17 protein-coding genes are annotated in these 23059 nt (G+C 73.4%); 5 read left to right on the top strand and 12 right to left on the bottom strand.

All coding sequences use genetic code 11. The features are described 5' to 3' along the window. Nucleotides 1-72 precede the first annotated feature (72 nt). The gene (locus tag PZB77_RS20955; protein WP_275494154.1) at nt 73-2514 is read left to right on the top strand and encodes a glycoside hydrolase family 3 C-terminal domain-containing protein; all 2442 of its coding nucleotides are present in this window, start codon (nt 73-75) and stop codon (nt 2512-2514) included. 152 nt (nt 2515-2666) lie between these two features. Continuing rightward, nucleotides 2667-3533, top strand: a complete 867-nt coding sequence (locus PZB77_RS20950) for a peptidoglycan-binding protein (protein ID WP_275494153.1) — start codon at nt 2667-2669, stop codon at nt 3531-3533. Between the two features lie 51 nt (nt 3534-3584). Here the strand turns inward: PZB77_RS20950 and PZB77_RS20945 are convergent, their stop codons facing one another. The 4 genes from PZB77_RS20945 to PZB77_RS20930 all read right to left on the bottom strand — a co-directional run bounded on the left by PZB77_RS20945 (nt 3585) and on the right by PZB77_RS20930 (nt 9847). Next, entirely contained in the window at nt 3585-5159 is a 1575-nt protein-coding gene (locus tag PZB77_RS20945) for a von Willebrand factor type A domain-containing protein (protein WP_275494152.1), read from the bottom strand. Between the two features lie 134 nt (nt 5160-5293). After that, nucleotides 5294-6205 carry an ABC transporter permease gene (locus PZB77_RS20940; protein WP_275494151.1) on the bottom strand — a complete coding sequence of 304 codons (912 nt, stop codon included), beginning with the start codon at nt 6203-6205 and terminating at the stop codon, nt 5294-5296. Then, on the bottom strand, nt 6202-8853 hold the full coding sequence (locus PZB77_RS20935; protein WP_275494150.1) for an alpha/beta fold hydrolase: 2652 nt from the start codon (nt 8851-8853) through the stop codon (nt 6202-6204). The genes PZB77_RS20940 and PZB77_RS20935 overlap by 4 nt, the downstream gene beginning before the upstream one ends. 160 nt (nt 8854-9013) lie before the next feature. Further along, on the bottom strand, nt 9014-9847 hold the full coding sequence (locus tag PZB77_RS20930; protein WP_275494149.1) for a response regulator: 834 nt from the start codon (nt 9845-9847) through the stop codon (nt 9014-9016). Nucleotides 9848-9980: 133 nt separating this feature from the next. On the opposite strand from PZB77_RS20930, the gene PZB77_RS20925 reads away from it, so the two are divergent. Continuing rightward, nucleotides 9981-11642 carry an ATP-binding protein gene (locus PZB77_RS20925; protein ID WP_275494148.1) on the top strand — a complete coding sequence of 554 codons (1662 nt, stop codon included), beginning with the start codon at nt 9981-9983 and terminating at the stop codon, nt 11640-11642. Here the strand turns inward: PZB77_RS20925 and PZB77_RS20920 are convergent. Then, nucleotides 11551-12267, bottom strand: a complete 717-nt coding sequence (locus tag PZB77_RS20920; protein ID WP_275494147.1) for a DUF4291 domain-containing protein — start codon at nt 12265-12267, stop codon at nt 11551-11553. The two genes, PZB77_RS20925 and PZB77_RS20920, sit on opposite strands and share 92 nt — an antisense overlap. A gap of 27 nt (nt 12268-12294) precedes the next feature. Next, entirely contained in the window at nt 12295-12690 is a 396-nt protein-coding gene (locus tag PZB77_RS20915) for a hypothetical protein (protein WP_275494146.1), read from the bottom strand. A gap of 427 nt (nt 12691-13117) precedes the next feature. Between PZB77_RS20915 and PZB77_RS20910 the strand changes: the two genes are divergently transcribed. Beyond that, a complete protein-coding gene (locus tag PZB77_RS20910) occupies nt 13118-13708 on the top strand; it encodes a lamin tail domain-containing protein (protein WP_275494145.1) in 591 nt (196 codons plus the stop codon). 155 nt (nt 13709-13863) lie between these two features. Here the strand turns inward: PZB77_RS20910 and PZB77_RS20905 are convergent, their stop codons facing one another. The 5 genes from PZB77_RS20905 to iolC all read right to left on the bottom strand — a co-directional run bounded on the left by PZB77_RS20905 (nt 13864) and on the right by iolC (nt 20562). After that, nucleotides 13864-15366 carry a CoA-acylating methylmalonate-semialdehyde dehydrogenase gene (locus PZB77_RS20905; protein WP_275494144.1) on the bottom strand — a complete coding sequence of 501 codons (1503 nt, stop codon included), beginning with the start codon at nt 15364-15366 and terminating at the stop codon, nt 13864-13866. Between the two features lie 141 nt (nt 15367-15507). Then, nucleotides 15508-17394, bottom strand: a complete 1887-nt coding sequence (gene iolD, locus PZB77_RS20900; RefSeq protein WP_275494143.1) for a 3D-(3,5/4)-trihydroxycyclohexane-1,2-dione acylhydrolase (decyclizing) — start codon at nt 17392-17394, stop codon at nt 15508-15510. Then, entirely contained in the window at nt 17391-18248 is an 858-nt protein-coding gene (iolB, locus tag PZB77_RS20895; protein ID WP_275496148.1) for a 5-deoxy-glucuronate isomerase, read from the bottom strand. The genes iolD and iolB overlap by 4 nt, the downstream gene beginning before the upstream one ends. A gap of 122 nt (nt 18249-18370) precedes the next feature. Continuing rightward, nucleotides 18371-19387: a deoxyribose-phosphate aldolase gene (locus PZB77_RS20890; RefSeq protein WP_343299906.1), complete on the bottom strand. Its 1017-nt coding sequence runs from the start codon at nt 19385-19387 to the stop codon at nt 18371-18373. Between the two features lie 104 nt (nt 19388-19491). Next, nucleotides 19492-20562 carry a 5-dehydro-2-deoxygluconokinase gene (gene iolC, locus PZB77_RS20885; RefSeq protein ID WP_275494142.1) on the bottom strand — a complete coding sequence of 357 codons (1071 nt, stop codon included), beginning with the start codon at nt 20560-20562 and terminating at the stop codon, nt 19492-19494. Nucleotides 20563-20747: 185 nt separating this feature from the next. On the opposite strand from iolC, the gene PZB77_RS20880 reads away from it, so the two are divergent. Further along, on the top strand, nt 20748-21671 hold the full coding sequence (locus PZB77_RS20880; protein ID WP_275494141.1) for a sugar phosphate isomerase/epimerase: 924 nt from the start codon (nt 20748-20750) through the stop codon (nt 21669-21671). Here the strand turns inward: PZB77_RS20880 and PZB77_RS20875 are convergent. Continuing rightward, nucleotides 21635-22723: a hypothetical protein gene (locus tag PZB77_RS20875; RefSeq protein WP_275494140.1), complete on the bottom strand. Its 1089-nt coding sequence runs from the start codon at nt 22721-22723 to the stop codon at nt 21635-21637. The two genes, PZB77_RS20880 and PZB77_RS20875, sit on opposite strands and share 37 nt — an antisense overlap. Between the last annotated feature and the right edge of the window lie 336 nt (nt 22724-23059).

Genomic DNA, 23059 nt, shown 5'->3' with positions numbered 1-23059 from the left:
GAGAGGAACACGCACGCGCACACGCACAGGAGTGCGGGTTCCGGCGGTCCGGTCCCGGAAGGGGGCGCGCCCGTGACGGTCGGCCCCGTGGCGCAGCCGGGAACGGCTGCGGCGCGGGCGAAGGCCGTGGATCTGGTCGCCCGGATGACGACGGACGAGAAGATCGCGCTGCTGCACGGGGTGAACGTCAAGGAGCAGGTCGCCCGGCCCGGGTACGTCGGCAAGGTGGTGGGCAACGAGCGCCTCGGCATCCCCGCGACCATCCTGGCGGACGGGCCGAGCGGGGTGGGCAACGGTTCGACGGGGGTGACCCAGTGGCCGTGTTCGAAGGCGCTGGCGGCGACCTGGGACCCGGCGGCGGCGGAGACGTACGGGCGGGCGTACGGCGGCGAGCAGGCGGCCAAGGGTCACAACGTGGCGCTCGGTCCGTGCGTCAACATCCTGCGGACTCCCCGGTGGGGCCGGTCCTTCGAGACGTTCACCGAGGATCCGCACCTCAACGCGGCGTTGGCCGGCCCGGTCGTCCGGGGCATCCAGTCGCACCACGTCATGGCGACGGTGAAGCACTTCGCGGCCAACAACCAGGAGACCCTGCGCCATTCCATCGACGCGGTGGTCTCCTCGCGGGCCCTGCACGAGATCTACTTCCCGGCGTTCCGCGCCGCCGTCCAGGAGGGGGGTGTGGGCGCGGTGATGACCGCGTACAACAAGGTCAACGGCGTCTGGACGCACGAGAACCGGACGCTGGTCCAGGACGTGCTGCGGGACGGCTGGGGGTTCGACGGCATCGTGATGTCGGACTGGGGAGGTACCCACAGCACGGTACGGACCGCGGAGGCGGGCGCCACCACGGAGATGCCCGGATCGACGTACTTCGGGGCGGCGCTCGCCTCGGCGGTGGCGCGGGGCGCGGTCACGGAGCGGGCGCTCGACACCATGGCGGTGCAGGTGCTGACGGCGATGTACCGGGTCGGGCTCTTCGACCATCCGCTCCCCGATCCCCTGACGGTGCTGGACACGGTCGTCTCGACCGAGGAGAACCGGACGCTCGCCCGTCGGATCGGGGTGGAGGGGAGTGTGCTGCTGAAGAACGCAGGTGGGGTGCTGCCGTTCGCCGCGCCGGGGTCCGTGGCGGTGATCGGGGACGCGGCGGGTGCCGGGTACCGGTCGCACGGCGGTGGTTCGGGCAGCGTCAACGCGTACGGCGGGGTGGTGACCCCGCTCGCCGGGATCACGGCCCGCGCGGGGAGTGTCCCGGTGACCTACGCGCGCGGCACCCTGGGGGTCGGCGCGTTGCCCGTGGTTCCGGCCGCGGCGCTCGGCGCGGGTCTGCGGGCCGTCTACTACGCCTCGGGGGACCTCACCGGTACGGTCCTCGCCACCACGACCACCGACCGGCTCGACTGGACGGGCGCGCCGGCGCCGGTGAGCGGCCGGACCGGCGCCTGGTCGGCGCGGTACAGCGGTACGTACACGGCGTCCGTCGCGGGGCGTTACCGGTTCTCGCTGGGCGGCGGCGGCGCGGTGGTGCTGACGATCGACGGGGCGGTGGTGGCGGAGTACGCGACCGGCGCCGAGGTGGTCCAGAACGGCTTCGTGACGCTGACGGAGGGTCCGCACTCCATTGAGGTGACCTACCGTCACACCGGCGGCACGCCGAGCCTGCGGGTGGGCCACCAGCCGGGGCAGGACCGGCTGATCGCCGAGGCGGCGGCCGTGGCGGCGGCGGCCGAGGTCGCGGTGGTCGTCGTGGTGGACGTGACCGCCGAGAGCATGGACCGCTCGACCCTCGCCCTCGCCGCCGACCAGGACGAGCTGATCGCCGCCGTCGCGGCCGCCAATCCCCGTACCGTCGTGGTGCTCAACACCTCGGGAGCCGTACTGATGCCGTGGCTGTCGTCCGTCCCGGCGGTGATCGCCAACTGGTACGGGGGCCAGGAGCAGGGCAACGCGGTCGCCGCGATGCTCTTCGGCGACGCGGAGCCCGGCGGCCGGCTCCCGGAGACCTTCCCGGCGACGGAGACGCAGGGGCCGGCCAAGCGGCAGGTGGAGTTCCCCGGCGACGGCAAGCAGGTCTACTACGACGAAGGGCTGGCCGTCGGGTACCGCTGGTACCAGAGCTCCGGCGAGCAGCCGCTCTTCCCGTTCGGCCACGGGCTGTCGTACACCTCGTTCGCCCTGTCCGGGCTGCGGGTGGAGCGTGGTGCCTCCGGCCACCGGGCGACCGTGCGGGTGCGCAACACGGGCTCCCGGGCGGGCAGCGAGGTCGTACAGCTCTACGTCACCTTCCCGGCGGCCGCGGGCGAGCCCTCGGCGCAACTGAAGGCGTTCGCCAAGGTGAGCCTGGAGCCGGGCCGTTCCACCACCGTCGTGCTGGACGTCCCCCGCACGTCGCTGGCCGTCTGGCGGTCGGCGGACGACGGCTGGACCGTCCTGCCGGGGTCGTACGCGTTCGCGGTGGGGCGCTCCTCGGTGGAGCTGCCGCTGCGGGCGCGGGTGCGGGTCACCCGGTAGGGCGTGGATCCGGTCCTCGGTCCACGATCCCGTGGGGCGCGCGCTACGCTGCGCGCCCCACGGGATCGTGACCGAGGGTTCCGACGCGGTTACGGAGGGGCATGATTTCCCGTACGACCGCGCAGACGAAGCCGCACCGAGGGAGCACCGCCATGGCAACCCCCTTGACCGCCGACATCCTGCTCAAAGCTCTCCGCGACGAAGGCCTGAACGTCGTGGAGTACAAGAGCTGGCGCACCAACAACCGTGATCACAAAGGGCCTTGGGGCCCGGTCAACGGTGTGATGATCCATCACACCGTCACCTCGGGCACCGCGGCTTCGGTGGAGCTCTGCTACTCCGGCCACTCGGAGCTCCCCGGGCCGCTCTGCCACGGGGTCATCGACAAGGGGGGCACGGTCCACATGGTGGGCCACGGCCGTGCCAACCACGCCGGGCTCGGCGACGACGACGTGCTGCGCGCGGTGATCGCCGAGGCGGCGGCGCTCCCCGCCGACAACGAGGCCAACACGGACGGGAACGCCCGTTTCTACGGCTTCGAGTGCGTCAACCTCGGTGACGGCCAGGATCCCTGGCCGGCCGCGCAGTTGCTGGCGATCGAGCGGGCCTCGGCGGCGATCTGCCGGACGCACAAGTGGTCCGAGCGCTCCGTGATCGGACATCTGGAGTGGCAGCCGGGGAAGGTGGACCCGCGCGGCTTCCCGATGTCCGCGATGCGTGACCGGATCGCCGTCCGGCTCGGCGCGGCGCCGGAGAAGCCACCGCCGCCGGCGTACGAGCCGTTCCCGGGGTCCGCGTTCTTCACGGCGGGGCGCAGGAGTCCGATCATCACGGCCATGGGCCGGCGGCTCGTGGCGGAGGGCTGCGGGCGGTACGCGGTCGGGCCCGGGCCCTCCTGGTCGACCGCCGACCGGGCCTCGTACGCCGCCTGGCAGCGCAAGCTGGGGTACAGCGGCGGTTCCGCCGACGGCATCCCGGGAGCGTCGAGCTGGGCGAAGCTCAAGGTGCCGAACGTGTAGGAAGGGCGGCGGGGCGGGCCCGGGCGGCCGGGTACCGTCCCGCCGGCTCCGTCAGTCCATCTCCCCCTCGGCCGGGGCGCTCCGCGCACCGGGCTCCGCGCCCTTGAGTCCGGCGGCCTGGTCGATGGCGTCGGCCAGCTTGCTCACCGAGCCGTCCCCGGTCTCCGCGGCCAGTTTCCGTGTCCGGGAGGCGAGTTCGCTCAGCCCCGGCGTGCCGGGGAGGGTGCCGCCGCGCAGGATGTCCGCGAAGTAGGCGGCCGCCGCGGCCACCTGGAGGCGCTCGTCGGAGCCGTTCCAGAGTGCCCCGTCGATCGCCCCGGTCTCCACCGAGCCGGTCCGCTCGTGCGCCTCGCGGGTCGCGGGGTCGAGCCAGCGCACGGTGGCGGTGGCGACGTGGCCGCTCGCCCCCTCGCGCAGGCGTACGGCGTAGAGCGCGGTCACCGTGTGGCCGGGGCCGACCTCGCCGCCGTCCACGCTGTCGTCGCGGAAGTCCTCGTCGGCGACGGCCCGGTTCTCGTACCCGATCAGCTTGAACTGCTGGACGGTCTCCCGGTCGAACTCCACCTGCGCCTTGGCGTCGCGGGCGCGCAGGTCGACGTGGGCGGGGAGCTGGTCGACGAAGACCTTGCGGGCCTGGGTCTCGTCGGCGACGTAGGTGGTGTTGCCGTCGCCCTTGTCGGCGAGCCGCTCCATCAGCGCGTCGCCGTAGTCGCTCCCGACGCCGACCCCGAAGAGGGTGATGCCGTACTCGCGCCGTGAGCTGTCGATCCGCTCCAGGATCGCGTCCGCATCGGTCTCCCCGGTGTTGGCGAGTGCGTCGGAGAGGAGCACGACCCGGTTGGTGGCGCCCTCGCGGCGGCCCTGGACGGCCTCGTCGTAGCCGCGCTCGACTCCGGCGGCGACGTTGGTGGAGCTGGCGGTGCGCAGCGAGTCGACGGCTTCGCGGATATCGGTCCGGTGGCCGCGCAGCGCGGTCATCGGGAACACGGTCTCCGCCTCGTCGCTGAAGGTGACCAGGGCGACGGAGTCGTCGTCACGCAGCTGCTCGGTGAGATAGGCGAGCGAGGTGCGCACGAGGTCGAGGCGGCCGGTCTCGGCCATGGATCCGGAGATGTCCACGACGAAGGTGAGGGCGGCGGGCGGCCGCACGGCGGTGTCGTCGGCGGCCCTGGTCGCCAGGCCGACCCGCAGCAGGGACCAGTCGTCCGCCCCGCCGCCGGTCCGTGCCCCGTCGACGCTGACGGAGAAGCCGTTGCCGCGGGGGCGCTCGTACCCCTGCTTGAAGCTGTTGACGAACTCCTCGGGCCGCACGGTCTCGGGCGAGGGGAGCCGCCCGTCGCCGAGGACGCGTCGGGCGTAGCCGTAGCTGGCGGTGTCCACGTCGAGCGCGAAGGTGGACAGGTAGTCGGGGGCGGCGGCCCGGTCCCGCTTCTCCTGCTGCCCCGGGGGCACGGGGGCGGTCGTGCCGGCTGAGCCGCCGCGCGCGTCGGGGGCGCGTGCGTCGGAGGCGTGCCCGCCGCCCGTCCCCGAGCAGCCGGCCAGCAGCGCCCCCACCGCCAGCAGTGCGCCGAACGCCGCGCCCGCCCGTGCCCGGCCGGCCGGACGTGTCGGTGTGCTGTGCTTCATCTCTGCCCCCATCGTCGACATCTGTGAATGTGACGTGCGGGGGGTCTGCCCGGAGCCCTCGAACGGGTTGCGGATGAGTCTCGATGCGGTGACGGAGGGGGCCCGGCCGTCGGCCGGACGGCGGAACATCAGGTTCAGGACACGATGTCCTTACGACTGAACCCCCGGAAGGCCAGGGCGAACAGGATCAGGGCATAGGTCACCGATACGGCCGCGCCCTTGACCATGCCGCTCCACTCCAGTTGGGGCTGGAGGGCGTCCGCCCACGCGAACTGCCAGTGCGCGGGCAGGAAGTCCCGCCAGTGGCCCAGCGCGGTGACCGCGTCCAGGACGTTGCCGACGATGGTCAGGCCGACCGCGCCGCCCACCGCGCCGAGCGGGGCGTCCGTCCTCGTCGACAGCCAGAACGCCAGTGCTGCGGTGACGAGTTGCGAGACGAAGACGAAGGCGACGACGAGCGCGAGGCGGGGCAGGGCGGCGGACGGGGCGAGTTGGCCGCCGGTGGGGAGCTGGAGTGGTCCCCAGCCGTAGGCGGCTCCCCCGGCCACGAGGGCGACCAGCGGGAGCAGCACCATCGCGGCGAGGCTGAAGCCGAGGGCGACGATCAGCTTGCTCCGGAGCAGCCGCATGCGGGGCACCGGCGCGGCCAGGAGGTAGCGCAGCGAGGACCAGCTCGCCTCCGAGGCGACGGTGTCGCCGCAGAACAGCGCGACCGGCACCACCAGCAGGAAGCCGGCCGAGACGAACAGGTTGACGGCGGCGAAGTTGGCGGCCGATGCGGTCGCGGTGTCCATCAGGTTGATCCGGTCGGCGGCGGATCCTCCCTGGGAGCCGGGGGTGCCGCCGATCGCGAAGGCGATGATCAGGACGAAGGGGAGGGCGGCGAGCACCCCGCCCATCAGCAGGGTGCGGCGGCGACGGAGCTGGCGCATCGCCTCGACGCGCAGCGGAAGGGTGCGCCGGGGGTGGTAGCCGGGCGCCTGAGGGCCGGGTGCGGGGGCGGAACCGGAGGCCGGGCCGCCGGGACCGGTGAGGACGTCACTCATGCGGTGCCTCCGGAGATCAGGGTGAGGAAGGCGTCCTCCAGGCGGCGGTGCGGTCCGACGCCGGTGAGCGGCACGTCGAGCCGGACGAGTTCGGTGATCAGCGTGGAGGTGGTGGCGCCGTCGAGCCGGACCAGCAGCCCGCGTCCGTCCTCGGTCCGTACGGCCGAGGTGATGCCGGCGAGCGCCTCGATCTTGTGGAGCACCGGCTCGGGAACCTCGTCGGCGGTGGTGACGAGCAGCATGTCGCCGGAGCCGGTGATCTCGTCGACCGGGCCCGCCTGCACGAGCCGTCCCCGGTCCATGACGACGAGGTGGGTGCAGGACTGCTCGACCTCGGAGAGGAGGTGGCTGGAGACGATGACGGTCCGGCCGCCGGCCGCGTACCGGATCATCACGTCCCGCATCTCGCGGATCTGGGGCGGGTCGAGGCCGTTGGTCGGTTCGTCGAGGATGAGGAGGTCGGGCATGCCGAGCATCGCCTGGGCGATGGCGAGGCGCTGGCGCATGCCCTGGGAGTAGGTGCGGACGGCGCGGGCCAGCGCGTCGCCGAGGCCCGCGATCTCCAGCGCCTCGTCCATGCGGGAGTCCTCGGCCGGGCGGCCGGTGGCCTGCCAGTACAGCTCCAGGTTGGCGCGGCCGGTCAGGTGCGGCAGGAAGCCGGCCCCTTCGACGAACGCGCCGACCCGGGAGAGTACCGGGGCACCGGGGCGGACGGCCTGCCCGAAGACGCGGATCTCGCCGGCGTCGGGGGTGATGAGGCCCATCAGCATCCGCAGGGTGGTGGTCTTCCCGGCGCCGTTGGGACCGAGGAGCCCGAGCACCTGGCCCTGTTCGACGCGGAAGCCCAGGTCCTGGACGGCGTACCGGTCCGAGGCGCCCGCGTACTTCTTCGTGAGGCCGGTGATCCGCAGCGGTACGCCCGCGAGCGCGGGGTCCGGTGCGGGCGTCGCGGTGCGGCGGCGCGCGCCGAGCAGGAGTAGGGCGGCCACCACGAGGGCGGCGGCCGGCAGTCCCCAGGTCCACCAGGGCAGTCCGGTGGCTGCGGCGGTCAGCCCGGCGTCGGTGGGTACCGAGAGCGGTCCGTCGACGGTCACGGTGTACGTGTCCGGTTCGGCCGGGGACGCGTAACCGAGATCGGTGGCGGAGAGCACCAGGCGCATCCGGTGTCCGGCGTCGAAGGCGTGGTCCACGGCGGGCAGCGTGAGCTCGACGGGCTCGCCCTGCTGGTCGGGGGTGATGCGGAAGGGAGCGACGAGCTGGGAGGGGAGCTCTTGGCGCCCGCCGTCCGGGGAGACGTCGTAGACCTTGCCGAAGAGGACGGCGTCGCCGCTGCGGGCCTTGACGGTGACCCGCACGGTGGGGGTGCCGGTGGCGCGTACCGAGGACTTCAGCGGCGCGGTGTCGAAGGTGGCGTGCTGCCCGGGGAAGTCGAGGGAGAGGCCGACGCCGAGGGAGGAGAGCTGGGAGAGTCCGGCGCCGAGGCCGGGGACGGCGGAGATCGCGGGCGGGCTTCCTCCGGCCGGGTTGCGGACGGTTGCGGTGCCCCCGCGGAGGGCGAACTCCTCGGTGCCGCCGCGCAGTCCGGGGTAGGAGCCGGCGCTCGCGCCCCGGGTGAGGGCGGCCCCGTCGGTGGAGTCGACGCCGCCGGTGCGGGTGACGCGGAAGGCGGGGCCGGTGTCGGCGCCCCGGTCGTCCTTGAGGTAGCGGTCGAACCAGGCGCCGATCCGGTTCTGGACCCGGGTCTCCTCGGTGTCGCCGCCGTCGTGGCCGCCGGCGATCCAGTCGACGGAGACCGGGGCGCCGTTGTCCGCGACGGCCTTCGCCATGGCGTCGGCCTGGCCGAGCGGGAAGAGGGAGTCGGTCTGGCCCTGCACGATGAGGGTGGGCACGTCGATGTGGTCGGCGACGGCCGAGGGGGAACGTTCCGTCAGCAGGGCGCGTGCCTCGGCGTCCGGTGCGCCGCTCGCCGCGACGCGTTCGTACATCGCGCAGAGCCGCTTCTCGAACTTCTCGCAGCCGCCGCCGCTGCTGACGAAGATCCCGGCCCAGAGCTTCTTGAACACCCCGTCGGGGAAGAGCGCGTCGGCGAGGTTCCAGTAGGTGATGACGGGTGCGACGGCGTCCACCCGGTCGTCGTACCCGGCGGCGAGGAGGGCGACCGCCCCGCCGTAGGAGGCGCCGGTGACACCGACGCGGGGGTCGCCCTCGCCGTCGAGCATCACCTCGGGCCGGGCGGCGAGCCAGTCGATGAGGCGGGAGACGTCCGCGACCTCGGCGTCCGGGTCGTTGAGGCCGATCTCGCCGCTGGACCTGCCGAAGCCGCGCGCGGACCAGGTGAGGACCGCGTACCCGTCCGCCGCGAGCTTCTCGGCCTCGCCGCGCACGTCGTCCTTGCTGCCGCCGAATCCGTGGCCGAGGAGGACGGCGGGGCGCCTCCCACCGCCGTCGGCGGTGAAGTACGACGTGTCCAGGGACACTCCGCGGTCACGGACCGTCCGGTCCTGGCGGTGCACGGCGGGCTCGGTGTCGTCGGCCACGGCGGTCCAGGTGCCCGCGCCGGCGAGCACGACGAGCGCCGCGACGGCCGCCGCCCACCGGCCGCGCCCGCGGGGGCGCCACCGGAGCCGTCGTGCGGTAGAGGTCTCCATGGCACGACCCTACGGGGACCGGACGGCCGCGCCCGGGGCCGGAGGGCGGAACCCCCCGGCCTCCTTGAGAGGTACGGCCGCCGGGCCGTGTACTGCGGACGCGGTACGCGGACCCGGCGGGTACCGCTCCACCGCGGTCCGCGTCCGGGACCGGCGGTTCTCAGCTGCCGTGGGGAGGCTGCTGCGGGGTGACCGCGGTCTCCAGGAAGAAGCTGTCGATGCTCTGGACGGTCCGCACGAAGTCGTCGAGGTTGACCGGCTTGGTGACGTAGGCGTTGGCGTGCTGGGTGTAGGCGTCCTGGACGTCGTCGGGGGCGGCCGAGGTGGTGAGGACGACGATCGGGATGCTGGAGAGCTGCTCGTCGTTCTTGAGCACGCTGAGCAGCTCGCGGCCGTTCATCCGGGGCATGTTGAGGTCGAGCACGATCAGGTCCGGACGGTCGTTCGCGGGGTCGCGGAGGTACTCCAGGGCGGACACCCCGTCGTCCACCCGGTTGATCTCCCGCGCCATCCCGCGCTCGATCAGGGCCTCCTCGATGAGCATGGCGTCGGCCACGTCGTCCTCCACGAGCAGGACGGTGTAGCTGCGCCGGGGTGCAAGGCCGTTCATGTGGGGGCTCCGGAGATCGTTGGGCAGGGGGCGGGAGGAGGGGCGTGCGGTGAAGACCAGACCGGGCCAGCGTTTGCGGGCACCCTGCCGGCTGACGCCCCAGGCGCTGCCCAGCTGCGGGTATCCGGCTCCCCCGTCGGCGGCCGCCCTGGCCGCGGCCGCGGCGCACTCGTCCACCGCGCGGCTGAGGACGGCCAGCGCCCGCAGCGAGGCCAGGGGGTCGGTCCACGTCTCGTCGGCCGGGGCTCCACCGCCGCCCGGGCCCTCGTCGGCCGGGACCGCGCCGGGCTCCAGCGCCAGGCGCTGTGCCAGGTCCGCGACCGCGCGGCGCGCGCGGTCGGCGAGCGCGTCGGTCCCGGGAGGCGCCGAGGTCTCCACTGTCATGGGCGCACCGTAGTCGGAGAGGAAGCTCCACGACAACCTGCGTTGTCGGCGGGGTAGGGTGACCCGCGCTCCGGTGGGTACCGGAGTCCGTGATCCACCCACCGTTTCCCGCGTCAGAGAGAGGCAAACCACCGTGCAGAGCGCCGAAGAGGGTTCCCGGCCGGCCGATCTCCCCCCGGCCCGGGAGCGGGCCGGCTGGAGCACCAGCCGCTGGCTCGGCACGGGTACCACCGTCGCCCTGGTGGTGCTGCTCGTCCTCGGCAGTTGCGGCACCTGGGCTCTGATGCGCTCCACGGCGGTCAACCAACGGCTCGCCGACCGCTGGTCCCCCGCACTCATCTCCTCGGTGCGCCTGGAGGCCGCGCTGGTCAACCAGGAGACCGGAATCCGCGGGTACGGCCTGGCGGGCGACACCCAGTTCCTCACGCCCTACCGCGACGGCCTGGCCCAGCAGGGGAAAGCGATGGAGCAGCTCGCCGGCCTCACGGCGACCGACCCCCGTGCCTCGGCCGATCTCGCCCGGGTGAGCGAACTCACGGACAAGTGGCACACCTCCGTCGCCCGGCCCATCGCCGCGGCCGCCGACCCCACCGCCCTGGCCAGGGAGCGGGCGGAGGACGGCCGGGCCCAGTTCGACACCCTGCGCGCCGCTCTCGGGGTCCAGCAGGACCACATCTCCGCCGAGCGCGACCGGGCCCGGACGGATCTGGCGTCCGTACGGGAGATGCGGAACACGGTCTTCGTGGTCATCGCCGCTGTCGTACTGGCCCTGATGGCTCTGGCCTTCGCCGGCCTCCGGCTCGGGGTGCAGCGACCGCTGGACCGGCTGCGGGCCGACGTCCGCCAGGTCGCCTCCGGTGACTACACCCACATGCTGGTCCCCACCGGCCCCGCCGACATCCAGGTCCTCGCCTCCGACGTGGACGCCATGCGGCGGCGCCTCGCGGAGGACCTCGACCTCAAGGACCGGGCGCGGGCCGTGCTGGACGCCCAGACCGTGGAACTGCGCCGGTCCAACGAGGAGCTGGAGCAGTTCGCGTACGTCGCCTCACACGACCTCCAGGAGCCGCTGCGCAAGGTGGCGAGCTTCTGCCAGCTGCTGGAGCGGCGGTACGCCGAGCAGCTCGACGACCGGGCGAAGCAGTACATCTCCTTCGCCGTCGACGGCGCCAACCGCATGCAGCACCTCATCAACGACCTGCTCACCTTCTCCCGCGTCGGCCGCCTCCACACCGACGACCAGCCCGTGGAGCTGGGCAGCCTGGTGCGGCGGACGGTCGGGGACCTGGACGTCGCCGTCCAGCAGACCGGTGCCACCGTCACCTACGAGGACCTGCCCACGGTCCACGGGCAGCCGACCCAGCTCGGCCTGGTCCTGCAGAACCTCATCGCCAACGCGCTCAAGTTCCGCGCACCCGGCATCGCGCCCGCCGTCCACGTCGCCGCCCGCCGGGTGCCGAACCCGGCTCGCGGCGGGAGCGAGGAGGCGCAACGCCCGTTCTGGGAGATCTCGGTGACCGACAACGGCATCGGCATCGCGCCCGAGTACGCCGAGCGCGTCTTCGTCATCTTCCAGCGGCTGCACACCCGCGAGAGCTATGAGGGCAACGGCATCGGTCTGGCGCTCTGCAAGAAGATCGTCGAGCACCACGGCGGGGCCATCGCCGTGGACACCACCGTCGCCTCGGGCACCCGCTTCACCTTCACCCTGCCGGGAGAGGCGGAGCCGCCGGAGGAGGCGGAGACACCGGAAGCGGCGGAGACCGACGAGGGAGCGGAAATCCCCGCGAGCTGAGATCGCGCGGCGCCCGTGCCCCCGCTCCCCCGGCGTACGGCGTCTCCACCGGCAGCAGGGCGCTCGCCCCGTCGAGGTCTCCGGCGCGGACCAGGTGGTGGATCTCCCGGGCGAGCGGGGTGACGTCGGTGACGGAGACGGTCCACTCGTCCGCGTACCGCGCCGCCGCCTCGCCTGCCAGGCCGAGTTGGAGGGAGCGGTACGGGAGCCGGTTCAGCCGCAGGTCGCGTTCGGGGTCCCACTGGACCCGGGCGGGGGCGCGGCGCAGGGAACGGCGCCAGGTGGCGCGGTCCGGGTGGAGGCCCCGTACGTAGTGGGAGAGTTCCGCGTGCTCCAGGGCCCAGTCGAAGCCCTCGCGGACGATCTCGACGGCGAGGACCGTCTCCTGCCCCTCCTTGGCGGCCCACCCGCAGCGGTACATCATCCAGAGGAAGCTGGGCTTGATCCACGTCATCCGGTCGCGCTTCCACGCGGGCGGGAAGCGTCCGTCGCGGGCGGCGGGCAGGCCGATGCGCGGCGCGTACGCCTGGTAGACGGTGACGGTGGTGTCGGTGTGCCGGGCCCGGATCTCGTACTGCGGTGCGGTCTTGGGGACCAGGGTGGGGCCGGCGGTGGGCTGCCGCACCGGGTTTTCGGCCGGTGCGGCGGCCGTTCAGAGCTCGGTGGCGTCGTCCCCGGAGTCGTCCGAGGGGCCGCTCTCGGCCTGCAGGGCGAGGTCACGCAGCACGTCGGTGGAGGAGACGTCGGTCTGCCCGGAATCGTGCACCCGCGCCAGCATGGTGTAGGCGAGCGTGAAGGCGCCGACCAACTGCTCGACCGCGCCGCCCACTTCACGGCCGATCAGGGCGGCCATCTCCTCGACGGTGGCGTCCCCGGGGATCGCGATGCGCGGCATCGTCTCGTTCAGCAGGGCGGTCACGACGCTGCCCTCCATGTCGACGTCGTCGCGCTCCACGTCCTCTTCGAGGAGTCGCTGGATCTCGCCGGCCTCGGTGAGGATGCCGATCACTCGCTTCAGGACTTCCCTCTGCTCCATGAACGCGAGCATAAGCGCCCCGACCGGCAGGTTTTCGATGTTCGGGCCCAGCACCCCGGCCAGCACGTCGAACGAGTCAGCGACTTTGCCGGATGGAGGGAGACGCTCATTCTATTTGACCGGATATTGCCGTTACGTTCCTCCATCTTCTTCACAGCGAGCGCACAAGGTGGCGCAAAGTGTGGCGGGAGACGCGCGGCGTCGATCTCTCCCTTGCCGCACAAGGGTGGATGCATTGCGCACCATTTGACAGGCTCCCGACGAATGCGGCAAGTGCCTGCTACATCCGTTCATAACGGAAATGTCTGCGCTCTGTAACCGCGCTCTGGAGCGACTTCCGGCCATCGGCGAACCCGGACAGAGTCTGTGCTCCCGGCAGCGAACGCCGGGGCCGAGAACCGCCCGGACCTCGCCGTCCGGGCCCGTACCGAGGGGTTCCATGTCCCGCACCGCACGACGGATCACCGCTACTGTCCTCGCCTCCGGCGCCCTGCTGGCGGCCGCCGCGCTGCCGGCCGCCGCGGACGGTCACGGCCGCGGACACGACCGCGTCCAGCCCGCCCCGCGCTCCTCGATCGTCCTGGGCCAGATCCAGTACGACAGCCCGGGCCGTGACAACCGCTCGAACCGTTCGCTGAACGACGAGTGGGTGACCGTCACCAACACCTCCCGTCAGGCCGTGAACCTGCGCGGCTGGACGCTCACCGACGAGAGCCGCCGCACCTACCGCTTCGACCTGCGTCTCGCGGGCCGTTCGTCGGTGCGGGTCCACACCGGTGTGGGCCGCGACTCCCGCACGGACGTCTTCCAGGACCGCGAGAACTACGTCTGGGACAACAGCGACACCGCCACGCTGCGCGACGCCCGCGGCAGGAAGATCGACCAGAAGGCCTGGGGCCACCGCGGTGGCCGTGACGACCACCGCGGGCACGACCGTGACGACCACCGTGGCCACGGCCGCGGCCACGACGACAACCGCGGGCACGGCCACGACGACAACCGCGGGCACGACCGCGACCACCGCCGCTGAGGGCACCGGAGGGGCCGGGCCCCACCGGGTGACGAGGTGGTACGGCACAGCCCGGGCAGGCGCGCGCTGACCGGGCGGGGCTGAGCGGAACACGAGCGGGCGGCGCCCCGCGGCAATCCAGCCGCGAGGCGCCGCCCGCTTCTCGCGTACCTGGGTCAGTGGTTGCGCGGGAAGCCGAGGTCGACGCCGGACGGGGCGTCGGCCGGGTCGGGCCAGCGGGTGGTGATCACTTTGCCGCGCGTGTAGAAGCGCACGCCGTCGGTGCCGTAGATGTGGTGGTCGCCGAAGAGGGAGTCCTTCCAGCCACCGAACGAGTGGTAGCCGACCGGGACCGGGATCGGCACGTTGACGCCGACCATGCCGGCCTGGATCTCCAGCTGGAAGCGGCGGGCGGCACCGCCGTCGCGGGTGAAGATCGCGGTGCCGTTGCCGTACGGGGAGGCGTTCATCAGGGCGACGCCCTCCTCGTACGTGTCGACGCGCAGGACGCAGAGGACCGGGCCGAAGATCTCGTCCCGGTACGCGTCGGAGTCGGTCGCGACCCGGTCCAGCAGCGAGATGCCGATCCAGTGGCCGTCCTCGTGACCCTCCACGGTGAGGCCGGTGCCGTCGAGTACGACCTCGGCCCCCTGCGCGGCGGCGCCGGTGACGTAGGCGGCGACCTTGTCGCGGTGGGCTGCGGTGATCAGCGGGCCCATCTCGGAAGCCGGGTCGGTGCCGGGGCCGATGGTGATCCTCTCGGCCCGGTCCTTGATGCGGGCCACGAGGTCGTCCCCGATCGCACCGACCGCGACGACCGCGGAGATCGCCATGCACCGCTCGCCGGCGGAGCCGTACGCGGCCGAGACCGCGGCGTCGGCGGCGGCGTCCACGTCCGCGTCGGGCAGTACCAGCATGTGGTTCTTCGCGCCGCCGAGCGCCTGGACGCGCTTGCCGTGCGCGGAGGCGGTGGCGTGGATGTGTCGGGCGATCGGGGTGGAACCGACGAAGGACACGGCGGCCACGTCCGGGTGGGTGAGCAGCGCCTCGACCGCGATCCGGTCACCGTGCACGACGTTCAGCACCCCGTCCGGGAGCCCGGCCGCGGCGGCCAGTTCGGCGAGCAGCACCGCGGCGGACGGGTCCTTCTCGCTGGGCTTGAGGACGAAGGTGTTGCCGCAGGCGATGGCGAGCGGGAACATCCACATCGGCACCATCGCCGGGAAGTTGAACGGGGTGATCCCGGCCACCACGCCCACCGGCTGACGGATCGAGGAGACGTCCACCCCGCCGGAGACCTGGGTGGAGAGCTCGCCCCTGAGCTGGGTGGTGATGCCGCACGCCAGCTCGACGATCTCCAGCCCGCGGGCCACCTCGCCCAGCGCGTCGGAGTGCACCTTGCCGTGCTCGGCGGTGATGAGGGCGGCGATCTCGTCGCGGTGCCCGTCGAGCAGCGCGCGGTAGCGGAAGAGGACCGCGGTGCGGCTGGAGAGCGAGGAGATGCCCCAGGTCGCGAAGGCGTCGCGGGCGGTGGTGACCGCCGCGTCCACCTCCTCGGCGGAGGCGAAGGCGACGCGCGTGGTGACGGCTCCGGTCGCGGGGTCGGTGACCGGGCCGTAGATGCCCGACGTGCCCTCGACGGTCTTGCCACCGATCCAGTGGTGCACGGTCCTGGTCATGCCGGTCTCCTTCGGACTGCGGGGAGCTTGAACGTACGTCAGGGGTGGCTGTCTTCGCGGTAGTTGCGGGGGGAGGGGGCGGCGAGCGCGGGAGGTGCGGGCTCCGGGAGGCTGGCGGGGGACGGAGAGCCGGGGGTGGTTTCAGAGACGGCGGCGGCGGGCCGCCCGCCGCCGGTCGTACTCCTCGCGGGCCTCCACCGCCGCCGGGCGGCGGGCCGTCTCGGCCACGGGCACGTCCCACCACGCCTGGGGCCCGGGAGGGCCCGCGCCGTCGCCGGGCGCGGTGGGCGCGGCGAGGGTGACGTGGACGCAGACGGGGTGGTCCGCGGCGCGGGCCTCGGCGAGCGCGGCGCGGAGTTCGCCCACGGTGCGGGCGCGCAGGGACCGCATGCCGAGGGAGGCGGCGTTGGCGGCGAGGTCCAGGGGGAGCGGGTCACCGGTGAACGCCCCCTCGGTGTCCCGGTGGCGGTAGTCGGTGCCGTAGCGCTCGCCGCCGACGGCCGCGGAGAGCCCGCCGATGGAGGCGTACCCGTGGTTGTCGAGCACGACGAGCTTGACCGGGAGCCGCTCCTGCACGGCAGTGACGATCTCGGTCGGGTTCATCAGGTAGGTGCCGTCGCCGACGAGCGCCCAGACGGGGCGGTCGGGGGCGGCGAGCTGGACGCCGACGGCCGCCGGGATCTCGTATCCCATGCAGGAGTAGCCGTACTCGACGTGGTACTGCCGCGGGGAGCGGGCCCGCCACAACCGGTGCAGATCACCGGGGAGCGAGCCGGCCGCGTTGATCAGGATGTCGTCGTCGGTGACCAGGGCGTCGAGGAGGCCGAGGACCTGGGTCTGGGTGGGCACGGCGTCGGCGTCCGGGGCGGCGAAGGCGGCGTCCACCCGGGCCTCCCAGCGGGCCTTCGCCTCCGTGTACGCGTGCTCGTACCCGGGCTCCACCCGGTGGGCGGGGGCGGCCAGCGCCTCGCCGAGGGCGTCGAGGCCGGCGCGGGCGTCCGCGACGAGCGGGAGGGCGGCCTGCTTGTGGGCGTCGAAGCCGGTGACGTTGAGGTTGACGAAGCGGGTCGCGGGATCGGGGAAGAGGGTGCCGGAGGCCGTGGAGAAGTCGGTCCAGCGGGTACCGACGCCGATCACCAGGTCGGCCTCGCGGGCGAGTCCGTCGGCGGTGGCGGTGCCGGTGTGGCCGATGCCGCCGACGTCCTGCGGGTGGTCGTGGCGCAGGGCCCCCTTGCCCGCCTGGGTGGTGGCGACGGGAATGCCGGTGGTGGCGGCGAACGCCGCGAGGGCTGCCTCGGCGGCGCTGTGCCGTACCCCGCCGCCCGCGACGATCAGCGGACGCCGGGCCGCGCGCACCGCCCGGACCGCCTGTTCCAGCTCGTACGGGTCGGGGGCGGGGCGGCGCACGTGCCAGACCCGCTCCGCGAGGAACTCATCGGGCCAGTCGTACGCCTCGGTCTGGACGTCCTGCGGCAGCGCGAGGGTGACCGCGCCGGTGGAGACCGGGTCGGTGAGGGTCCGTACGGCCTGGAGGACGGCCGGGATCAGCGCCTCGGGTCGGGTGATCCGGTCGAAGTACCGGGAGACCGGGCGCAGGCAGTCGTTGACCGACACGTCACCGGCGTAAGGGGTTTCGAGCTGCTGGAGCACGGGGTCGGCGGGACGGGTGGCGAAGGTGTCCCCCGGGAGGAGGAGGACGGGCAGATGGTTGACGGTGGCGAGGGCGGCGCCGGTGACGAGGTTGGTGGCGCCGGGGCCGATGGAGGTGGTGACGGCGTGGGCGGTGAGGCGGCCGGACTGGCGGGCGTAGCCGACCGCCGCGTGCACCATGGCCTGTTCGTTGCGCCCCTGGAGGTAGGGCATGCGGGGGCCGGCTTCCAGCAGCGCCTGGCCGACGCCGGCGACGTTGCCGTGGCCGAAGATGCCCCAGGTGGCGCCGATCAGCCGTTGCCGGTGTCCGTCGCGTTCGGTGTACTGCCGGGCGAGGAAGGCGATCAGGGCCTGGGCGGTGGTCAGACGGACGGTCACCTGGGGTCCTCCGGGTCCGGGGCGGTGTACAGCGGGAGCCGGGGGTCGGCCGGCCGGCCGGGCCAGGTGTCCCGGATCCAGGCGTGGTCGGGGTGGTCGCGGATCAGCCAGGCGCGTTCCTCGTCCGGCCCGGCCATCACGTTGAGGTAGTAGAGGGCGCCCTCGGGGGGCGCGATGGAGGGGCCGTGCCAGCCGTCCGGGACGAGGACGGCGTCCCCGCCGCGTACCTCGGCGAGCACGTCCGCACCGCCGGGGCGCGACGGGGAGACCCGGTGGTAGCCGGGGCCCCCGTGTTCCAGTTCGAAGTAGTAGATCTCCTCCAGGACCGATTCGGTACCGGGTTCCGCCTCGTCGTGCTTGTGCGGCGGGTAGGAGGACCAGTTGCCGGCGGGGGTGAGGACTTCGACGGCGATCAGCCGGTCGCAGGGGAAGGTGTCGGCGGCGGCGAAGTTGTTGACCTGCCGGGCGCAGGTGCCGGATCCGCGCAGTTCGACGGGAACCTCCGACGCGGGACCGTAGCGAGCGGGGAGCTGTCGCTCGCACTTCGCTCCTGCCAGGGCGAAGCGGCCCCCCGCGCCGGAGGAGATCTGTGCGGTGGCATCGCGCGGTAGGTACGCGAAGTCGGCCGCACCGCTGAACACGCTCTCACGGCCGATGAGTTCAAAGATGTCACCTGCCGTGTGCACCGTACAGCCGCCGGTCAACGGCAGTACGATCCATTCGCTCTCCCCGGTGACGAGTGTGTGAACACCGCCCGGCGGAAGATCGAGCACCCGGAGACTCGCGTACTCCCACCCCGCCCGCTCGGGACCGATGTCCAGGGCGTACGGGGCGTCTTCGGGGCCACCCCGCAGGTGGAGGCGACGGGGCGGCCCGTCGGGCGGGTGCGGCGCCCGGTCCGGCTGTTCCGGTTGTGCCAGTTGTGCCGGTTGTGCCGGTTGTGCCGGTTGCGGCTGGGCCGGTGTCCGGTGCGTCGTCATGGTCGCTCGCTTTCGCCGTCGTGCTCCCGCCGTGGAGGTGCGGTCGTCCCGGTGGTCTCCCTCGTCCAGGTGGTCTCCCTCGTCCCGGTGGCCTCCCCCGTCCCGGTGGCCTCCCCCGTCCCGGTGGCCTCCCCCGTCCCGGTGGCCTCCCCCGTCCCGGTGGTCCGGAGCAGTCCGGCCGCCGTGTCGACGGCCCGTGCGACGTCGCCGTCCGGCGGGTAGAGGAGAGCCCGGCCCACCACCAGCCCGCGTACGGTCGGCAGCCGCAGGGCGCCCCGCCATTTCTCGTACGCCCCGTCCAGGTCGTCGCCGACCTCGCCGCCGAGCAGCACGGCGGGCAGGGTGGAGGTCTCCATCACCCGCGCCATGTCCTCGGGGCGCTCGGTGACGGGGACCTTCAGCCAGGTGTACGCGGACGAGCCGGCGAGCCCGGAGGCGACGGCGATGGAGGTGGTGACGGCGGGGATGGAGAGGTCGGTGCGGAGGCGGCCGTCCTCCCGGTGGCAGAGGAAGGGTTCGACGAAGACGGGCAGCCGGTGGGCCGCCATCGCGTCGATGGTGCGGGCGGCGGTGTGCAGGGTGTCGAGCGAACCCGGGTCGTCGTGATCGATGCGCAGCAGCAGTTTGCCCGCGTCGAAGCGCCGCCGGGCGAGGTCGAGCGGGCGGAAGCCGGTGAAGCGGTCGTCGAGTTCGAAGGCGGCACCGGCGAGGCCGCCCCTGTTCAGCGACCCCATGACCACCTTGTCCTCCAGGGCGCCGAGCAGCAGCAGGTCGTCGACGATGTCCGCGGTGGCGAGCACGCCGTCGACACCGGGGCGGGAGAGGGCGAGGCAGAGCCGTTCCAGGAGTTCGTAGCGGTGCGCCATGGCGAGCGCCCGGCCGCCCACGGCGAGCGCGCCGCGTGCCGGATGGTCGGCGGCGAGGATGAGCAGTTGTTCGCCGGGGCGGGAGAGCGGCCTGCGGTGCCTGCGTGCCCCGGCCTCCTCGATCGCCTCCGGGTGCTCCGCGCGCAGCCGTACGAGATCGGCGAGGGAGGAGGCGGCGGGGGCTCGGGCCGGCTCGGGCGGGCGGAGGCCGGGGGCGTGTTCTCCTCGGGTGCGCGGTTCGGGGGCGGGGCTCACGGGGTGCCCGCCGCGGCGACGGTGGGGAACGGTCCGGCGGACCCGCCCGGGGGGCCGGCCACGGGCCCCTCCGGCACCACCTCCCCGCGGGCGAGGGCCTCTTCCACCTCGGCCGGGAAGGGCATCGCGGACGAACAGGCGAGCCGGGAGGCGACGATGGCCCCGGCGGCGTTGGCGTACCGCATCACGCGTTCGGTCTCCCATCCGGCGAGCAGCCCGTGGCAGAGCGCCCCGCCGAACGCGTCCCCCGCGCCGAGTCCGTTGACGACCCGTACGGGGAGCGGGGGCACCTCGGCGACCGTACCGTCGCGGTGGACGGCGAGCACCCCCGCCGGCCCCTGCTTGACGACGGCCAGTTCGACCCCGGCGTCGAGCAGGGCGCGGGCGGCGGCGTACGGCTCGCGTTCGCCGGTGGCGACGGCGCACTCGTCGAGGTTCCCGACGGCGACGGTGGCGAGCGCGAGCGCCTCGCGGTAGCGGCGGGGCGCTTCGGTGTGCGCGTCGCCGTCCTCCCAGAACATCGGCCGCCAGTCGAGGTCGAAGACGGTGACCGGCCGGTGTTCCGGTGCGCCGGACGCCGGGGGGCGGCCCGCACGGGCCTCCAGGGCGGCCAGGGTCGCGGTGCGGCTGGGCTCGGCGCTCAGGCCGGTGCCGGTGACCCAGAAGATCCGGGCGGCGCGCACCGCGTCGAGGTCGAGTTCGTCCGGGTGGATCTCCAGATCGGGTGCCTTGGGCAGGCGGTAGAAGTAGAGGGGGAAGTCGTCGGGCGGGAAGAGTTCGCAGAAGGTCACGGGGGTCGGGTAGGCGGTGACTTCGCCCACCCACCGGTCGTCGACTCCGAACTCCCGCAGTTGCTCCCGCAGATACCCGCCGAAGGGGTCCCGTCCGGTACGGGTGATGACGGCGCTGCGCAGTCCGAGCCGGGCACCCGCCACCGCCACGTTGGAGGGCGAGCCCCCGAGGAACTTGCCGAAGGTGTCGACCCGCGCGAGCGACACCCCCGTCCGCAGCGGGTAGATGTCCACTCCGATCCGCCCCATGGTGATGAGGTCGTACGGCTCAGGCATACGCGTCCCTTCCGCCGGCCGGACCCGACGGCCCGGGACCGGGCCCGTGCGTGTCGCCGCTCGGCCTGCTTCGCGACACCGTCCTGCCCCTCGACACCGTCCTACCCCGAAGCGCCGTCAACAAGGGGACCGGACATGCGGACGCGGCCTTGACTCCACCGGGACAGGGGCCGAGGGTGGCCGATATGACCCGTTCCGCACCCGCCCCTTCCCGTATCCGCATCGGCTCGGCACCCGACTCCTGGGGCGTCTGGTTCCCCGACGATCCCCGGCAGGTGCCCTGGCAGCGCTTCCTGGACGAGGTGGCGGCGGCCGGTTACGAGTGGATCGAACTCGGCCCGTACGGCTATCTGCCCACCGATCCCGCCCGGCTCGCCGACGAGACCCGCCGCAGAGGGCTCTCGGTCTCGGCCGGGACGGTGTTCACGGGGCTGCACCACGGGCCGGACGTGTGGGAACGCACCTGGGCGCACGTGGCCGGCATCGCCGGACTGACCCGGGCGATGGGTGCCGAACACCTGGTCGTCATCCCGTCGTTCTGGCGCGACGACAAGACGGGCGAGGTGCTCGAGGACCGTGTCCTCACCCCCGCGCAGTGGCGCGAACTCACCACCCAGACCGAGCGGCTCGGCCGGGAGGTGCGGGAGCGGTACGGCCTGCGGATCGTCGTCCACCCGCACGCCGACACCCACATCGACAGCGAGGAGAACGTCCACCGCTTCCTCGACGCCACCGACCCGGACCTGGTCTCCCTCTGCCTGGACACGGGGCACTACGCCTACTGCGGCGGGGACAGCGTGGACCTGCTGCGGACCTACGGGGAGCGGATCGGCTACCTCCACCTGAAGCAGGTCGATCCCGCGGTCCTGGCGGAGGTGATCGCACAGGAGGTGCCCTTCGGGCCGGCCGTCGCGCGCGGGGTCATGTGCGAGCCGCCGCGCGGAGTACCGGCGCTGGAACCGGTGCTCGACGCGGCGCGGGCACTCTCCACCGACCTCTTCGCCATCGTCGAGCAGGACATGTACCCCTGCGACCCCGACGCCCCGCTGCCGATCGCCCGCCGCACGCGCGCCTACCTCAGGTCCTGCGGCGCGCCGCCGTCGTCCTGACGCCCGGCCCCGGTCCCCACCGGTCGCTCCGCTCGCGCAGGTCGTACGAGCTGCGCCCGCGTCCCCGGTTCGGCCGCTGCGGTCCTGGGGCCGCGGCGGTCCGCGATCACCATCAGCGCGAGGCCGAAGACGGCCCAGCAGCCGAGGACGAGGGCGGGTGTGCCCGCGCCGGTGCCGTCGAAGAACGCGTTGGCGCGCAGCAGGCTCCCGGACGCGCCGGGCGGGAGGATCTGGCCGAGCGTGGCCCATCCGCCGGGCAGCCAGTGCGGCCCGCTGGCGAGTCCGGAGAGGGGGTTGCCGAGCAGCATCACGACGACCGCGCCGAGGCCGAAACCGGCCATGCCGAGGAGCGCTTCGAGGCCGAGGAGGGTCATCACCAGTGCCGCCATGCCCAGGGACATGCCGAGACCGCTGAGCAGGTAGTCGCCGTCGAGGGAGCCGGTCCCGAACTGGAGGAAGGCCGTGACGGCGAAGCCGGCCACCAGGGCGAAGGCGACACCTCCGGTGAGGCGGCGACGGAGTCCGAAGTGGCCGGGGAAGAGACGCGTGAGGAGCACCGCGGGGATCATGCCGCCGAAGATCATGGGGAACGCGGCGGCCGAGAAGCCGGCGCCCTTCGGGTCGTCGGCCGGGAACGGCTCCAGGTCGGTGACCGTGACCTCGGCCCGCTGCTGTTCCGCCATCCCGTGGGCGAGCGCCGTGACGGCGGCGGTGGGCTGGGTACCGCCGGCGGTCGCCGTGTACACGGTGAGGTGTCCCGGGGTCAGGGCGAAGCCGCCCATGACGTCACGGTCCTTCATGGCGGACTTCAAAGCCGCCTCGTCGTCGTAGGTGGTGACGTCCCACTCGTCGCCCGCGAGGGCGTGCTCCACCGCGGCGGTGGCCTGCGCGGAGCCGGTGACCCCGACGGGCAGGTCGTGCGGACCACTGTTCACCGAGGGCAGGGCGAAGGCGCAGAGCATGAGGATCACGAGGGCGGCCAGGCCGACGACGACGACCGCCAGTTTGCGGCCCTGGCCGGTGGACTCCGGGTGGGTGGTGTGCTGTGTCATGGCGGAATTCCTTGCGAGGGGCCGGTCGGTGGACCGCCGGCAGGCAGCGACGCGGGCGCCGCGTTCTGCCGCGGAAAGGGCTGGACGCATCCGTCGTGGGACGGAGCACCCCGCGTGCGGCTCGGCGGAAGACTGGGACCGGGCGGGAGCAGGGGGTGAGGCGCCGACGGGAAACGGCGCGGGAGCGGGAGCATGGGGTGGAACGGAACGGAACGGAACGGAACGGAACGGAACGGAACGGAACGGAACGGAACGGCCGGAGCGGTGGGGTGGAACGGAGCGATGGGGCGGGGCGGAAGCGGGGAGTGGCGCGGGAGGGTGAAGCCGGGCGGGAGC

The organism is Streptomyces sp. AM 2-1-1 (assembly GCF_029167645.1).
Classification (GTDB): Bacteria; Actinomycetota; Actinomycetes; order Streptomycetales; family Streptomycetaceae; genus Streptomyces.
This window is presented reverse-complemented; position numbering and strand designations above follow the sequence as displayed.